Annotated in this window: 12 protein-coding genes and 2 pseudogenes; 7 read left to right on the plus strand and 7 right to left on the minus strand. The window is 59.7% G+C overall.

What is annotated here, in order from left to right; translation table 11 throughout:
* Positions 1–164: 164 nt before the first annotated feature.
* On the plus strand, positions 165–1,892 hold the full coding sequence (ade, locus tag K8W16_RS01495) for an adenine deaminase (protein ID WP_304120535.1): 1,728 nt from the start codon (positions 165–167) through the stop codon (positions 1,890–1,892).
* Between the two features lie 222 nt (positions 1,893–2,114).
* Here the strand turns inward: ade and K8W16_RS01500 are convergent, their stop codons facing one another.
* Together K8W16_RS01500 and K8W16_RS01505 are read right to left on the minus strand one after the other, a co-directional pair.
* The gene (locus K8W16_RS01500; protein WP_304120536.1) at positions 2,115–3,452 is read right to left on the minus strand and encodes a UbiD family decarboxylase; all 1,338 of its coding nucleotides are present in this window, start codon (positions 3,450–3,452) and stop codon (positions 2,115–2,117) included.
* Between the two features lie 83 nt (positions 3,453–3,535).
* Positions 3,536–3,925, minus strand: coding sequence for a hypothetical protein (locus K8W16_RS01505; protein WP_304120537.1), 390 nt, complete (start codon positions 3,923–3,925; stop codon positions 3,536–3,538).
* Positions 3,926–4,680: 755 nt separating this feature from the next.
* On the opposite strand from K8W16_RS01505, the gene K8W16_RS01510 reads away from it, so the two are divergent.
* Complete coding sequence (locus K8W16_RS01510) at positions 4,681–5,070, plus strand: hypothetical protein (protein WP_304120539.1); 390 nt, start codon at positions 4,681–4,683, stop codon at positions 5,068–5,070.
* Between the two features lie 489 nt (positions 5,071–5,559).
* Here K8W16_RS01510 and K8W16_RS01515 read toward each other — a convergent pair whose 3' ends face one another.
* Positions 5,560–6,504, minus strand: a complete 945-nt coding sequence (locus tag K8W16_RS01515; RefSeq protein ID WP_304120540.1) for a carbohydrate kinase family protein — start codon at positions 6,502–6,504, stop codon at positions 5,560–5,562.
* Between the two features lie 255 nt (positions 6,505–6,759).
* Here K8W16_RS01515 and nth point away from each other — a divergent pair, with 255 nt between their 5' ends.
* From nth to K8W16_RS01540, 5 genes are all read left to right on the plus strand, one after another.
* Entirely contained in the window at positions 6,760–7,425 is a 666-nt protein-coding gene (gene nth, locus K8W16_RS01520) for an endonuclease III (protein WP_304120541.1), read from the plus strand.
* Positions 7,426–7,593: 168 nt separating this feature from the next.
* Complete coding sequence (locus K8W16_RS01525; RefSeq protein ID WP_304120542.1) at positions 7,594–8,304, plus strand: hypothetical protein; 711 nt, start codon at positions 7,594–7,596, stop codon at positions 8,302–8,304.
* 11 nt (positions 8,305–8,315) lie between these two features.
* Entirely contained in the window at positions 8,316–9,116 is an 801-nt protein-coding gene (locus K8W16_RS01530) for an amino acid ABC transporter permease (protein WP_304120543.1), read from the plus strand.
* A complete protein-coding gene (locus tag K8W16_RS01535; RefSeq protein WP_304120545.1) occupies positions 9,113–9,922 on the plus strand; it encodes a transporter substrate-binding domain-containing protein in 810 nt (269 codons plus the stop codon). Before K8W16_RS01530 ends, K8W16_RS01535 begins: the two co-directional genes overlap by 4 nt.
* Positions 9,901–10,812 carry an amino acid ABC transporter permease gene (locus K8W16_RS01540; RefSeq protein WP_304120547.1) on the plus strand — a complete coding sequence of 304 codons (912 nt, stop codon included), beginning with the start codon at positions 9,901–9,903 and terminating at the stop codon, positions 10,810–10,812. Before K8W16_RS01535 ends, K8W16_RS01540 begins: the two co-directional genes overlap by 22 nt.
* A 324-nt stretch (positions 10,813–11,136) precedes the next feature.
* Here K8W16_RS01540 and K8W16_RS01545 read toward each other — a convergent pair whose 3' ends face one another.
* The 4 genes and pseudogenes from K8W16_RS01545 to K8W16_RS01560 form a co-directional block, all read right to left on the minus strand.
* On the minus strand, positions 11,137–12,546 hold the full coding sequence (locus K8W16_RS01545) for a cobyrinate a,c-diamide synthase (RefSeq protein WP_304120549.1): 1,410 nt from the start codon (positions 12,544–12,546) through the stop codon (positions 11,137–11,139).
* 293 nt (positions 12,547–12,839) lie between these two features.
* Positions 12,840–13,067: a dissimilatory sulfite reductase D family protein gene (locus K8W16_RS01550; RefSeq protein ID WP_294555329.1), complete on the minus strand. Its 228-nt coding sequence runs from the start codon at positions 13,065–13,067 to the stop codon at positions 12,840–12,842.
* Between the two features lie 84 nt (positions 13,068–13,151).
* Positions 13,152–14,294, minus strand: a pseudogene (gene dsrB / locus K8W16_RS01555) (dissimilatory-type sulfite reductase subunit beta); the annotation flags it as partial.
* Positions 14,295–14,312: 18 nt separating this feature from the next.
* Positions 14,313–14,803, minus strand: a pseudogene (locus K8W16_RS01560) (sulfite reductase, dissimilatory-type subunit alpha); the annotation flags it as partial.

Raw genomic sequence — 14,803 nt, forward strand, 5'->3', positions numbered from 1 at the left:
TGCCGTGCGGCAAAGGAGACGGTATTTTCTGAAGGGCAGGCAGAAAACATGCTGCCGAAAAGCGGAAACCGTGCGTCGGGCTTCGGGAAAACATCTTGTTGCCGCGCCTGGGGGCTCTGCAACTGGCCGTGTCCAACCATAAAAGCATTTCAAGGAAGGGAAATATGAACAGGGAATTCTGGGCCATGGCCACAGGGCGCATGCCCGCGGATGTGCGCATCGACAACGTGCACGTGGTGGACGTATTCGGCGGGACGGTGCGGGAAGGCTGCGTATGTTTCGGACAGGGCCGTATTCTCGGATTCAGCCCTCTTGCGGCCCGCGAGGTGGTGGACGGAGGGAGACGCTACCTTCTGCCCGGCCTTATCGACGGTCATGTGCACATAGAATCCTCCATGCTCTGCCCCGCGCGTTTTGCCGAAATGGTGCTTCCCTTCGGCACGACCACAGTCATGGCCGACCCGCATGAAATAGCCAATGTAAAGGGCATGGCGGGCCTTTCCTACATGCTGGAAGCCTCGCGGCCTCTGCCGCTTGATGTGCGCATCATGCTTTCTTCCTGTGTTCCCGCCCTTCCTGTGGAGGATGCCGGGGCAGTGCTCTCTGCCCGCGATATTGCTCCCCTTCTTGCCGACGACAAGGTGGGGGGACTCGCGGAAATGATGAATGTACCGGGTCTTCTTGCGGGAGATGCCGATGTTCTGGAAAAGTTGGAGGCCACTCTAGCCGCTGGCAAGGTGATCGACGGGCATGCGCCGCTTCTTTCCGGTGCGGAGCTGGATGTGTACGCCGCTCTCGGTGTGCGTACCGACCATGAGTGCACCACGGTGGAGGAACTTGAGGCACGCGTCTCGCGCGGCATGTACGTTCTTTTGCGCGAAGGCACCGCCTCGCGCGATCTTTTGAAGCTTCTGCCCGGTCTCACGCCGGAGAATCAGCGCCGCTGCCTTTTCTGCACCGACGACAGGCAGCCTGCCGATATCCTGAGGCGCGGGCATATCGTGAACAATGTGCGCATGGCCGTGGCTGCGGGCATCGACCCGGTGAGCGCCGTGCGTATGGCCACGCTGAATGCGGCGGAATGTTACGGCCTGCGCGACAGGGGCGGCATTGCCCCCGGCCTTCGCGCCGACCTTGTGCTTGTGGAAGATCTGGAATCGTTCCGGGTGGTTGCTTGCTGGGCGGGTGGCGAGCTTGTGGCCCGGGAGGGTCGTATGCTGCGCGCTCTGCCTCAGAGCGACCCGGGGGAACTTGGCAGAAGTGTGGTGCTGGCCCCCCTGCCGGAACGCCCTTTTTCCGTGCGCGTGACTTCGGGTAAGGCGAGAATCATCGGGCTTCTGCCCCATTCGCTGATTACAGAATGTCTGGTGCGGCCTGTGGCAACCGGCCCTGACGGCGAAGTGGAGCTTTCCCTCAACCCCGGCCTTGTGAAAATCGCCGTGCTGGAACGCCATCACGCCACGGGCAAGATAGGCGTGGGCCTCATGGAAGGCCGCTACGGCCTGCGCGGCGGAGCCATAGCTACTACCATCGCCCATGATTCGCACAATATCGTGGTGGCGGGCGACGACGAGGACGACATGCTCCTTGCCGTGCGCGAACTGGAACGCATGGAAGGCGGTATCGTCATGATCGCCGGAGGGAAAGTGCTGGCTGCGCTGCCTTTGCCCGTGGGCGGCCTCATGAGCGAAAGGCCCGCAGCCGAAGTAGCCGCAAAGCTGAAGGAACTTCTGGAGGTCGCTTCATCGCATTACCATATCTGGGAAGGGGCGGACGCCTTCATGACGCTCAGCTTCATGGCGCTTCCCGTTATTCCCCACTTCAAGATCACGGCCCGCGGCCTTTTCGACGTGGACAGCTTCTGTTTTGTGGATGTGGATGCGGAAAAGTAGAACGGCGGCGGGGTGACGGCCTGAGAAAAGGCACGCTTCAGCCGTGAAGGCCATGAGCGCTCTGCGTATGGATACTGCGCGCGGGCGGAACTTGTTCCGCCCGCGCGTTTTCGTGCCGGGCCGCCTTTCTCTTCAAAGAGAAAGGTTCTGTGGATAGGGGGGGGATTTCATGGTCGGCCCGGACGACGGAAAAGCCTTTTTTCCCTGTGCCGGGGCCTGACGCTACTCGATGATATAATCCTTCAAAGACACGTCCTTATAGGCAACTTTTTCATAGCGCGGGGAGCGGGGCAGGGGGCAGGTACAGTCGAAGCCCATTTTTGCGCCCACGTTGTCCCTGAGCACGGGGTTGAGCTCGTGCCCGAAGGCGTTGGGCACGATGATGATATCCGAGGCCGGGTCGCAGCGCGTGACCATGGCGCGCTCCACTTCCTCGGGGTTGTGAATGTTCACGTCGCTGTTGACGGCCGTGACCATTTGTAAAGGCGGAAAGGCCGCGAAGGCCGCGAGTATGGCGTTTTTGGCCATGCCGTTTTTGGGCGGGTCGATCTGAAGGATAACGTGATAGTGGCTTCCTCCGTGTGTCATGTACACTTTCTTCAGACCGGGAACTTGGCGGGAAACGCTGCGGAACAGGCTCGCTTCCACGCCGAGGCCCACGGAATTCCACACTTCCTTGCCCGGGTGCAGCATGTGGATGACGGGATCCTTCCGCATGGTGACGGTTTTTATGGAAACGACCCAGCGGTTTTCCCTTGTGGCGTAGTAGCCGCTTACCTCTCCGAAGGGGCCTTCCGGTTCGCGCACATGGGGCAGGATTTCCCCCTCCATGATGAGCTGCGCGTCGGCTATGCCCTCCACCCCTACGCTTCTGCTCCGGCAGAGGCGGGCAGGTTCGCCCAGCAGGCTGGATGCCACGGCGAGTTCGTCCACATTGATGGGCGCAGCGGCGGAAGGCGTTATGGCCGCCACATAATAGGCCGGGTGCACGCCGTTGTTGATGGTTATTTCCAGCGGCCTGCCCATGGCTTCAGCCCGTTCATAATAGTCGCGCAGGTGCCTGCCCACATCCATGAGCAGGCCGAGTCGGTTTTTCCCTGTGACCATCAGACGGTGCACCGAGGTGTTGCGCACCCCGGTTTCCGGGTCTTTGGCGATGATGATGCAGTTGGAAAAGTAGGGCCCTCCGTCGAGCAGCGCGTGCGTGGGCACGGGAATACGGGAAAGGTCGGGCTCTTCCATCATCACTTCCTGTGCGGGGGCGTTGTCCACTATCACAGGGGCGACGGGAGTACTCTGCATCTCGGATACGGCCCGGGCGAAGAGGAAGGAGAGGTCCTCTTCCGTGGTGTGGAAGATTTCGGCAAGGTTTCCCCTGTTCCACCACAGCCCCGTGACTACGGGGTATGCGTAGCCGCGTACTTTGTCGAAAAAAGCGACCTTGCCGCCTTCAAGCTTTGCCGCGATGCCCGAAAGTTCATGTACGGCGTCGACTTCGCTGCGGATATGGGCGATGCGGCCGGACATTTCCAGCGTATGGAGACAATCCTGCAGATTCATGGTTCCTCCCGGAAAAAGGTAAAGAAAAGTGTGATCTGAGCGCGGGCGCCATGCTGAGGGCCGCGTGCAGGGGAAAATGAGGCTCAGGCTCGGGAAATACCGGCAGAGACGCGTTGCATGGCGCGTGTCAGCGTCGCGACGGCTTCTTCCGCATTTTTCACGAGAAGGGCAATGTCGTCCGCTCCGGCGTTGTCCACATGCAGGCCCACGGTAAGGCACACCGTGCGGCCCAGCACGGCGCAGATTTTTTTTGCGAGGGCATGGGCGGGCAGATCATCCCTGTGGCCGGGCGCGCAGAGCAGGCCGATGTTGTCGGCCCTGCCTGTTTCCCGAGGCACGGCAAGGGCCACGGCTCCTACATGGGGGCTTTCTCCGCCGCTTATGGAAATGATGAGGTCTTCTCCGGCCATGCGGCAGAAGGCTTCCACCCTGAAGTTTCCGCTTCCTGCGATAAAGGGGCCGAAGCTGTTCATACAGCGCTCCTTTGCTTGTCGGAGGGAATTGGAGCGGCAGTTTCCGTTGGCCTTCCGAGGGAGGCGGGGCTTTTCAGGACGTATGCGCCTGCCGCCCGACACAGGGAAAAGAGCGGGGTGGGAGCGTGAGGTCGAGTAAGGGGAAGATTCCCGGAAGAAGGGAACGTCGGGGGAGAAAAGAGAGAAAAGCGTGCCATACGGGCCTCCTCGGGCCCCGGCAAGGCTTTTATCCATAACAAAAATCACGCCGGGAACCCGCCGTGATTTTGATGTAGAAAGAAAACACCAGAAACCCGGCCCGCGTCAGCGAGCCGGCCACCAGAAGAAGAAGGTGTGCACCGCGTTCATGATGTTCATGAAAAAATCATAGAAAAGGGGGCGGCATGATGTCAAGGCCGGGCAGAAAGAAAAGCGGAGGGCCCGCTCCGGCATTGCCGGGAGCATGCCGCGTTGTTCAGCGGGACGAGCCTGAATTTTTTTCGTTTCTGCAACGGCGTATTCTTGAAAGAAAAGGTCGCGGGGAAAGAGGTATCGTGGAAAGGACTATCCTGTTTTCTTGTCATATCACGGGAAAGGAATATACTCCTGTTACTTTTGTGCAGGGCCTGTTTTCCGCACCCCGAACGGGCTCTGTGGCGACAATTTTACTTATGGAGAATGTTATGAACAGAATCGCGTAAGTTCTGGCGTGCGGGCTGCTTTCCGTGTTCCTCGCCTCTTCCGCCTTTGCAAAGGAAATAAAAACGGAAAACTTTGTGCTCAATGTCCCGGACAGCTGGGAGCACACCACGGCGCAGTCGCAGGGGGTGGATATGGTTCTCCTGCAGGAAAAGGCTTCCAACACCATCATGACTATCACCCTTACGCCGATTGCCATGTCCGCAAAAGATTTCGCCACGCAGTCCGCCGCCAATATGAAGAACGGCGGCTTCACCGTCTCTGAAGTTTCACCCATCGGCAATGCCTACATGGTGACGCTTCAAAAGCAGGGCATGACAGGCGTTACCTACATGGGGTCCAACGGCAAGGCTGCGAGCGCAATCATGGTTCTTTCGGCAAGCCCGGATTCCATTGAGAAGGCCAAGGAACTTTTGAAGAAAGGCTTCAAGCCGCTGGATCCTGATCTTTATCCGTCGAGCTTTTAGCGGAACCTCATGGAGGAAAAGGCCCTGTGCGGCGGTACGGGTGCGCGGAGAGGGCCTGAGCGATGGAGTGGATGTTTTCCGACAGGAGGGCGCAAGGCTGCAAGGCTTTTTGTTGCAGAAGATATCAGGCCTGAAGTGAAGGGCGGCGTTTATCGGGCGTGACGAAAGCCTTCTCGCTGTACGGAATACCCATAGGCATCAAAAAATACCTTTCCGATATCCGGCGGAAACGCTCCGGGGGTCGGAAAGGTATTTTTTATGGGAAAGCGGGAGCGTAAAAAAGGCCGTCATAGGTTTTGAAGTTTCGCGCTCCGGCGACGGACGCCGCGGTAAAGCGTGCAGGCATGGTGGGAGACGCAGGCGCGCTATATGCTTTTCTTCGGTTCAAACGCAGAGAAAGGGCGGTCACACATCACGGAAGGCAGCGCGTGCAGCGGATCGAGGCTTTCCCGCCGTTGTCTGCACGGCGGGGAAGGGCATGGGGTGGAGCTATTTCAGCATCGGCATGGGGCCGAAAGAGGCTTCGTAGCGCTGACGGAATTCTTCCATGGTGAACCGGTGCAGCTGCGTGCCGTACTGCTCCACGCAGAAGCTGGCAAGTACTGCGCCGAGCCTTGCGGAAAAGGCCATGCCCATGCCGCTGTGCAGGCCCTTGAGCAGGCCTGCGCGGTAGGCGTCGCCCGCGCCGGTGGGGTCGGAAACGGTTGTTGCGGGCACGGCGGGGATATCGTAGGGCTTTACCCCCCTGTGCAGGATGGTGGATCCCTTGCCCCCGAAGGTGATGATGAGAAATTCCACGCGGTCAAGGATTTCTTCGCGGGAGAGCCCCGTTATGTTTTCCACGCGCTGTATTTCATAGTCGTTGCCGATGAGCACATGAGCGCCGGTAAGGCCGGAGGCGAGCTGTTCGCCGCCGAGGACGGTGATCTGCTGGCCGGGGTCGAAAATGTAGGGAATACCCTTTTCCCGGTAATAGGCCGGGAAGTTCACCATATCGTCTACATTGCCGGGTGCGACGAGGCCCCAGTCTCCTTCGGCGAGCAGAGGGGTCTTTTCTGGAAAGACCGGATTCTTCATGGCTGAAGGGGAAAAGGCGTTGATTTGGTTGCTGCTTTTGTCGGTCATGATGTAGCAGCAGGCGGTAAAGTCTTCCTCGTCGACTTTGACGCCGCTCAGGTCTATGCCCATGGAGGCAAGCCTTCTTCCGTAGCCGGTGAAGTCCTTGCCCACGCTGCCGTATACGGCGGAACGCTCCTTGAGGAGCGAGAGGGAATAGGCGATGTTGCCCGCCGTGCCGCCCATTTTTTCCTCAAGTCTGTCGATGGGGAAGGAAACATTCAGAAAATGCAGTTTTTCTGGAAGGATATGCTCTTCAAAATGGCCGGGGAAGGTCATGATGCGGTCAAAGGCGAGAGAACCGGAAAGGTGGATCATGCAAGGCTCCGTACATGTTGTTTCCCATGCCGCTCGGCAGGGAGTTTTCTTCTTTTTAACGGCAGCGAGGGGGATTTGACAAGTATGCCCCGCCCTGTGAAGGGGGCTTTTCTTGCCCGCCGGGAGATAATGTGGCAGAAAGGTGTATCGGTTCGTTTGTCGCTTCCTTTGTAGAAAATGCCGTTTCCGTGTTTTCCGTATGGGAGGTGTGGGGCCGTATTTCCCGCAAGGGGTTCTTTCCAGAGGAATGGCTTGATGAAGAAAACGGAAAAGGCAAGCCGTGCGCTGGCCGTGCTTGAGCTTTTGAAAAAGCGCTACCCCGTACCGGAAACCATGCTCGTGCATGAAAATCCGTGGGAACTTCTGGTGGCGACGGTGCTTGCCGCCCAGTGTACCGATGCCCGTGTGAACACCATCACACCGGAGTTGTTCCGTCGTTGGCCCGGTCCGGCGGAGCTGTCCACAGCCGCACAGGAGGAGCTGGAGACCGTAATACGGCCCACGGGCTTTTATCACAACAAGGCAAAGAATCTTCTGGGCGCGGCGAAAAGGGTGACGGAAGTGTTCGGCGGTCAGGTGCCGCGTACCATCGCGGAACTCATCACCATCCCCGGAGTGGCGCGCAAGACTGCCAACGTAGTGCTTTGGGGCGGCTTCGGCATCAATGAAGGTCTCGCCGTGGATACGCATGTCAAGCGGCTTTCCTTCCGCCTGGGTTTTACGGAACATACCGACCCGGTACGGATAGAGAAGGATCTCATGCTGCTTTTTCCCCGGGAGGAATGGGGGGACGTGAATCATCGCCTGGTTTGGTTCGGACGTGATGTTTGCGACGCGCGAAAGCCCGCCTGCAGTGTCTGCGAGCTTTTTTCCCTGTGCCCGCGTTGTGGGGTGAAAAAGGGCAAAAAGGATGAAGCATGAGTCTCCCGTGGACAGGGCGGATATTCGGTGTGTCGGAAAATATGCAAGGCTTCCAGTTCGTTGTGCCGCATCGGTATGAGAGTCCCGGGCGGCGGAAGGGCCGGTGTTTTTGCGTGGAACGCTCCCTGTAGGAATATGAATCTTTCTTTTTTGCAAAAAGGAATCAGGATGAAAAAACTCTGTGCCTGCCTTGCGTTTTCTGCCTGTCTGGGGCTGGCCTCCTGCGCTCCGCAGGATTGCCGTATGGTGGACGCTTTGAACGGCGGGCAGTTTGTCGCCATGTCCCGCGCCATGCGGCCGGTGATGCTGAAAAAAAACATGGTGGATGCCGAGGGCAACTGGTATTCTCCCCTTTTTGCCTCCCGCCCTTCCGATGCCGGGAAAACTCTGGTGGACAGGCTTTCTCCGGCGTTCCGCTTCCCCCATTCCAAGGTAGCCGTGGCCCCCACTTTCCGAGCCATGCTCACTCCCGAGGCAAAGGTGAAGCTGGAAGGTTCCCGCGCCGTCATGGAAGACGGCATGAACCGCGTGGAGCTGGAACTTGTGGCCGTGACGGACTGGAACAACGACGGTGTGGACGACTGGCTGGTGCTGTGCCGGTCCGGCTATTCCGATACGCCGCGCCGCTTCCGGGAATATTACCTCGTCATCATCGACCTGAAGGCCCCGGTGCTTCAGCCCTATGTGCTCATGGTGCTGGATCATGTCTATAACAGGGTGACGGTTCAGAGCGACGCTTCCGCCGGGGAACTGGCGGAAAGCAATGCCGTGGAATATGTGCAGGGGCAGGCCGTGGTGACGCAGGCTCCGGACAGGGGATCCATGCAGAAGAAACTGGAAGAGGGCTCCCGGCTGAAAGAAACCTCCCTGAGCCGCTGAAGGGAGCCCCGATGCCCGATCTCTGCGTCGTTTTTGCCGGAAGGGAACGCCTGAAGGCCCTGTGGAGGCCAGCGCTTCTGCTTGCGCTCATGCTTGCCTTTGTCTGGTGGATTGTGGATGCCGCTTCGGAGCAGTACCGCTGGCAATGGTATCGCGTCTGGCGTTTCATCGGGGTGTGGGAAGAGGGCGCCTTCAGGCCCGGCGCGCTTGTCGAGGCGCTTTATGTCACTCTGCGCCTTACGCTGGCAAGCCTTGCGCTTTCCCTTGCTTCGGGCGCGGTACTTGCGGGCATGCGTCTTTCCGCCTCGCCTGTGGCGCGCGCCCTTTCTTTCCTTGTTCTCGGCGCTCTCCGCAACACGCCCCTGCTCATGCAGCTTTTCATGGTGTATTTTGTGGCCGCTCCCGTACTCGGTGTGGGGCCTTTCTGGGCGGCAGTGCTTTCCCTCGGCCTCTTCGAGGGAGCCTATGTGGCGGAAATTTTCCGTGCGGGCGTTTTGGGCGTGCCCAAGGGGCAGTGGGAAGCGGCCCTGAGCCTCGGCATGCCCGTAAGCCTTGCCGCAAGGGAGGTCGTCGTTCCGCAGGCGTTGCGGCAGTCCCTGCCCGCGCTGGCGGGGCAGCTTGTCGCACTTGTCAAGGATACCTCCCTGGTAAGCGCCATAGCCGTGGCCGACCTGACCATGCGCACCCGCGTCATCATCACCGACACCTTTCTCAGCTTTGAAATGTGGCTGCTCGCCGCAGCCGTATACCTTGTCCTCACATCGCTGGTCAGTATTCCTGCCCGGCTTCTGGAACGAAAGGAGCAAGTATGAAACATTGTTTCGCCGTTTTTCTTCTGGCCCTCGGGCTCGTCTTTTCCGTGCCTTCTCAGGGATATTCCGCCGACCGTGAATCCGTTATGGAAAAGGTGGTGCGGCGCGGCACGCTCCGCGTGGGCTTTTCCTCCTTCGTGCCGTGGGCCATGCAGGATAAGGAAGGCAAATATATCGGTTTTGAAATCGACGTGGCGGAAAGACTGGCTCAGGATCTTGGAGTCAGGCTTCAGCTTGTGCCCACCAACTGGGACGGTATCATCCCCGCGCTTCTTTCCGGCAAGTTCGATGTCATCATCGGCAGTATGAGCATTACGCCGCAGCGTCTTCTGTCCGTTAATTTTTCCATCCCCTACGATCACGCGTATGTGGATCTGACATTGAACCGCGAAAAGTCTGCCGCAATCAGCAAAATTGAGGATCTGAACGCGGAGGGCGTGACCATTGCCGTGCGTACCGGCACCACCGCCGCCGCGGCCGCCGCGAAGCTTTTCCCCAAGGCGACGCTTCGCATGTTCAACGACGAGGCTCCCGCCGTGGAGGAAGTGCTTTCCGGTCGAGCCCACGCCTTTGTTTCCAGCGCGCCGCTTCCCGCCATGGAAACTCTGAAGCACGGTGACATTCTGGTACAGAAGTTTGAAACAGGGCTTGCCATGCAGCCCGTGGCCTTTGCCGTGCCCAAGGGCGATTTCGACACTCTCAACGTGTTCGACGGCTGGATACGCCTGGTGGAAGAAGAAGGCTGGCTCCAGGATCGCCGTAACTACTGGTTCAAGTCTGACGCATGGCAGAGCAGAATCAACTGAACTTCATCCCCGGCCATTCCCGGCCGCGCTCCTGGCGCAGGCTGAACAGCTGGGATGCGCTTCTCGCGGCGGTCGCCCTGGCGCTGGTCGCCGCCTTTGCGTGGCGTTCCATGGCCGTGACGCGCCATGCCTGGGACTGGGCTTCGCTCTGGCCGTACGTCGTTTCCCGCGATGCCTCCGGAGCGTGGCAGGCCGGTATGCTGCTGAAGGGCCTTTTCGGCACGTTGCGCCTGGGCTTCTGGTCGCTTCTGGTGGCCCTTGTGAGCGGAGGCCTTGTGGGGGCGCTTTCCGCAAGGCAGAGGGGGCTTTCGGCCCTGCCCGGTGTATTGTACATTACCGTGCTGCGCAACACGCCGCCGCTGGTCCTGCTTTTTCTTGTGTATTTCTTCGCGGGGTCATTTTTTTCCGAACCCTTCCTGCGCTTGGAGGACACAGTGGCTGCTCTGCCCGCTTGGGCGCAGTCGCTGACCGCGGCCCTTTTTGCCCCGCCCGGGCAGCTGGATCGCATGGCCGCCGCCGTACTCACCCTGGGCGTGTATTCTGGAGCCTATGTGGCGGAAATCGTGCGCGGGGCGCTGGAATCCGTGGACAGGACGCAATGGGATGCCTCGGCTTCCCTCGGCATGAGCGCCTGGCAGCAGATGCGCTGGATCATCGCGCCGCAGGCCTTCAGGATTATGGCGCCGCCCCTTACAGGGCAGTGTATTTCCGTGTTCAAGGAAACAGCCCTTGCCTCGGCCATATCGCTGCCGGAACTCACCTTTCAAAGCCTGGAAGTCATGGCCGTATCCCGCATAACCTTTGAGCTGTGGCTTGTCACGGCGGCCATGTATCTTCTGGTATCCTGTTTCTGGGCATGGCTGGGCCGCAAGCTGGAGAAAAGACGCTGAACACTTTTTCTTCGTCCAGACGATGGACGCCCGAACGGCAGACAAGAAAGCTCGGATGCCTCGGCTTCCGGGCTTTTTCTGCCCGCCGGTGACTGCGGTTTTACAGGGACATGGGAAAGGGCGGTGTTGCGACGTTTATTCGCGTTTTTTCCGAAAGAGCCCCTCTTCCGGCTGAAGTGCGGATATCGGGGCGCAATGGCCGAACCTTGGCGGACAAGCCTTTTCGGGCAAGCCCCGTTCCGTATCCTGGGGCCGCCTTCATGCTTCGGCGTTTCGGCCGGTACCGGCAGGGTACAATCCTTTGAAGGGGGTGTGATGCAAGCATTATCCTTGCGGAGAATCGAGAGGGCCGCGTGCATCGGCACAGGCCCGGACGAAGTTCTTCGCCCAGTGCGGCACGGCCGGGGCGAAGAGATGCGTCCAGCAGGCGAAGGTGCGCCGCGAAAGCAGTCCGTCGTAATGGATGCCGCCCTTTTCATACATACCCGTGCCCGGGGAAAGCTCCAGGCTGCATGCGGGCAGGGGGCCTTCGGGCCATTCGCAGCGGGAATAGTGGAACTCATGCCCGCGCCATACGCTTCCCAGAGGATGGAAGGGATTTTTCGCCGTGACGCGCGCCGTGACATAGCCGAGGCCCTGCGGGCGGCGGAAAAAGCGCGGGCGGGGCGGGAGCAGGCCCGCCATGGGGCGCGGCCCGTCGTCGAGCATGAGCGCGTCGCACAGCACCATGAATCCTCCGCATTCGGCATAGATGGGGCGGCCTGCCAGGGAAAGGGTGCGTATTTCCTCAAGATGCTGTGACACGCTGATTTCGTCGGCGAAAAGTTCCGGGTACCCTCCCCCGAGGTAAAGCCCGTCGAGCTTCGGCCAGGGCGCATCGTCGAAAAGGCTCACGCGTACCAGCTTTGCGCCGGCCTCGCGCAGAGCCTCCAGGTTTTCTTCGTAATAGAACCACAGCGCCTTGTCGTGCACATAGCCGATGACGGGGTTCGGCTGAGGCGTCTGCCCCGAGCATGTCCCGGGAAAATCGGGGAGCGGAGGAGCAGTGCGTGCCAGGGAAAGGAAGACCCCTGCATCGCTGTTCTCTTCCATGAGGTCGGCCAGAGAGTCCAGCACTGAGCGGGCTGCAGGATCGGCCTCATCAAGAGAAAGGCCCATGTGCCGTTCCGGCAGAGGGTTTTTGCGCATGCGGGGCAGGATTCCCATGACGGGAATGTCGGTATAGGTTTCCACGGCGCGGCGCAGCATGGATCCGTGGCGTTCTCCGGCCACGTTGTTTAAAATAACTCCCGCCAGGTGCAGATCCGGCTCGAAGCGGGCGATGCCGGAAACAATGGCCGCCGCCGTGCGTGTCATTTTGGCGCAGTTCATGGTGAGCACCACGGGAGCTTTTAAAAGGCGCGCCACATGAGCTGTGGAGCAGGTTCCTTCCACATCCCGGCCGTCGAACAGGCCCCGGTTGCCTTCAATGACGGCAAGCTCGGAGGGGCGTCGGGCGCAGACGTGGGAAAACTGGCGTAGAAGAGCGTTATCTTCCAGAAAATAAGGGTCAAGGCATGCCGCCGGCCTTCCGGCGGCAAGGGCGAGCCATGCGTAGTCGATATAGTCCGGCCCTTTCTTGCAGGGCTGCACGGCCAGGCCGCGCCTGGCGAAAAGCCGCGTGAGGCCCAGCGAAACCAGTGTTTTGCCGCTTCCGCCGGAAAGCCCGGAAATGACAAGTCGTGCCTGTTCCATGAAGGGAGGGGGGGAAGAGGGTGCGTGCCTTGCGGCGTCTGGGAGAAATGCCTTTTCTCCGGTGCTGAAACAGCCAGGAAACGTGTTGCTCCTCAGGTGCCCAGTCGAACTCGAACACAGCTTAGCTGAGCTTCGTCGTTCATCCTATATCTGAGGAGAGACGTCGGGAGTACCTTGGCCGGGGAAGAATCAAAAAAGGGGGAAGATCCCGGAAGATCTTCCCCTTCATGTTTCGGCTTGGCTGAAGCTTGCGCGGGCCGCGCCATGCGGCCCTTACCATTCAGCAGGCGATATTATTCGCCTTCTTCAGTAGCGCCCTGCTTGCCGGCGCCCTTGAGGCCGTACATGGTGGTGGAACCGGAGGACCAGTAAGCCACCTTTTCGTCGTCCACCAGAGCGGTGAGGACGTTCTTGACCTTGCGGGGGCTGGCGCCGGGGAACAGTTCGAGGAACTGGTTGAAGTAGAACTTGGTCTTGGCGCCGGGCTTGCTGGTCTTGTCCACCAGCCAGTTGTACACCAGGGTCTTGTCTTCTTCAGTCACGCCGGCGTTGGAGGCTTCGGCATGGGCTTCGGCACCCTTGTAGGCTTCAGCAGCCAGTTCAGAGAACTTGAACTGGGTGGACTGACGCCAGCTGAAGTAGGCCTGTTCGCGGAAGTCGTCGATGAGCTGGGGGGTGAATTCCAAATCGGTCAGTTCGAAGAACTTTTCCCAGCCGATACGTTCGGCCCAGTCGCCCAGGCGTTCGTACTTGTTGGCGTTTTCAGCGTACACGTCAAGGATGCGCTTGACGGTGGCGCACAGCGTGGGCCAACGGGGCGGTTCGTTTTCGATGTAGGAAACGACGACCTTGGAGAACTTGGGACGGCTGATACGGTTGGAGATCTTGCCGCCGACCATGACGAGCACACCGTCGCCTTCGCCGTCGGAGATGGGAAGGGCGGGGCACATGGTGTAGCAGTTACCGCAGTACATGCAGCGTTCCTGCTTGATAGCCACGGTGTTGATCTTCTTGCCGTCGAGTTCTTCCTTGGCGGGACGCACGGCGGCCACGGGGCAGGCGGCGACGGCCAGAGGAATTTCGCAGAGCTGGTCGACCCATTCCTGGTCGATCATCGGGGGCTTTCTGTGAATGCCCACGACGCCGATGTCGGACACATGCACGGCGCCGCACATGTTAAGGCAGCAGGCCAGGGAGATGCGCACGGGGGCGGGCAGACGATGGTTCTGGAAGTCGGAGAACACGGTGTCCATCAGGGCCTTCACCGGGCCGGAGGCGTCGGTGGCGGGGGTGTGGCAGTGCAGCCAGCCCTGGGTGTGCACGATGTTGGTCACGCCGGCGCCGGTGCCGCCGATGGGGAACTTGTAGGAACCGCCGGGGAACTTGCGGGAAGCAAGGTCGGCCTTGAGTTCTTCAAGCACCTTGGGATCGGTGACCATGAATTCCACGTTGTTACGCGTGGTGAAACGCACGTGGCCTTCGCAGTATTTGTCTGCGATTTCGCAGATTTCACGAATGTGTACGGTGGTCATGGTACGAGCGCCGCCGCAACGGACAGTGTAGACCTTGTCGCCGCTTTCGGCCACATGCATGAGCACGCCGGGTTCCAGAATTTCGTGGTACAGCCACTTGCCGAAGTTCTTGGCAATGACCTCAGGGAAGAAGGAGTCGTACTTGCGGGGTCCGATATCGGAGATACGACCTTCCATGGGTTTTGCAGGATTGTAACCGGAAGAAATAAAAGCCATTTTTGCTCTCCTCTCTGATTAGCGCAGGTGACGCTGACGGTAAGCAGCGATGTCACGGGTCCAGCCGCCGGGCACGTCCTCTTCCTTGAAGAGAATGTAGGGGTTCGTGCGGGGCTCGATGACGTGCTGAGGAATGGCCGGGATTTCGGTCACTTCAAGCAGCTTCTGGAAGGAGAGACGCTTGATGGTTTCGCCAACACGTTCGCGGTTCTTGCCTTCTTCCATCCACCAGTCCCAGATCTTTTCGATAACGGACTTGATTTCGTCGAAGGGTTCTTCCGCGGGAATGAAGGGAACGAGCAGGGAGCCCATCTGAGCGCCGTCGAGGATAGGAGCCTTGGCGCCGACGAGGATGGAGGCGCCGCGGTCGTCACCGACATGCAGGGCGCGGGGCATGGTGTTGATGCAGTGCATGCAGCGCACGCAGTTCGCAGTGTCGATAGACAGCTTGCTGCCGTCCCAGCTCATGCAGTGGGTCGGGCAGAGGTCGATGACTTCCTTCTGGATAT

Origin of the sequence: Mailhella massiliensis, assembly GCF_020741395.1 — a bacterium.
Classification (GTDB): Bacteria; Desulfobacterota; Desulfovibrionia; order Desulfovibrionales; family Desulfovibrionaceae; genus Mailhella; species Mailhella massiliensis_A.

What these genes read in the sequence shown, in the direction of transcription:
- K8W16_RS01525 (WP_304120542.1), top strand. Translation starts at nt 7,594, where the DNA reads ATGAAAAAACTCTGTGCCTGCCTTGCGTTTTCTGCCTGTCTGGGGCTG.
- ade (WP_304120535.1), top strand. Translation starts at nt 165, where the DNA reads ATGAACAGGGAATTCTGGGCCATGGCCACAGGGCGCATGCCCGCGGAT.
- K8W16_RS01545 (WP_304120549.1), bottom strand. Translation starts at nt 12,546, where the DNA reads ATGGAACAGGCACGACTTGTCATTTCCGGGCTTTCCGGCGGAAGCGGC.
- K8W16_RS01530 (WP_304120543.1), top strand. Translation starts at nt 8,316, where the DNA reads ATGCCCGATCTCTGCGTCGTTTTTGCCGGAAGGGAACGCCTGAAGGCC.
- K8W16_RS01515 (WP_304120540.1), bottom strand. Translation starts at nt 6,504, where the DNA reads ATGATCCACCTTTCCGGTTCTCTCGCCTTTGACCGCATCATGACCTTC.
- K8W16_RS01540 (WP_304120547.1), top strand. Translation starts at nt 9,901, where the DNA reads ATGGCAGAGCAGAATCAACTGAACTTCATCCCCGGCCATTCCCGGCCG.
- K8W16_RS01505 (WP_304120537.1), bottom strand. Translation starts at nt 3,925, where the DNA reads ATGAACAGCTTCGGCCCCTTTATCGCAGGAAGCGGAAACTTCAGGGTG.
- K8W16_RS01535 (WP_304120545.1), top strand. Translation starts at nt 9,113, where the DNA reads ATGAAACATTGTTTCGCCGTTTTTCTTCTGGCCCTCGGGCTCGTCTTT.
- K8W16_RS01500 (WP_304120536.1), bottom strand. Translation starts at nt 3,452, where the DNA reads ATGAATCTGCAGGATTGTCTCCATACGCTGGAAATGTCCGGCCGCATC.
- nth (WP_304120541.1), top strand. Translation starts at nt 6,760, where the DNA reads ATGAAGAAAACGGAAAAGGCAAGCCGTGCGCTGGCCGTGCTTGAGCTT.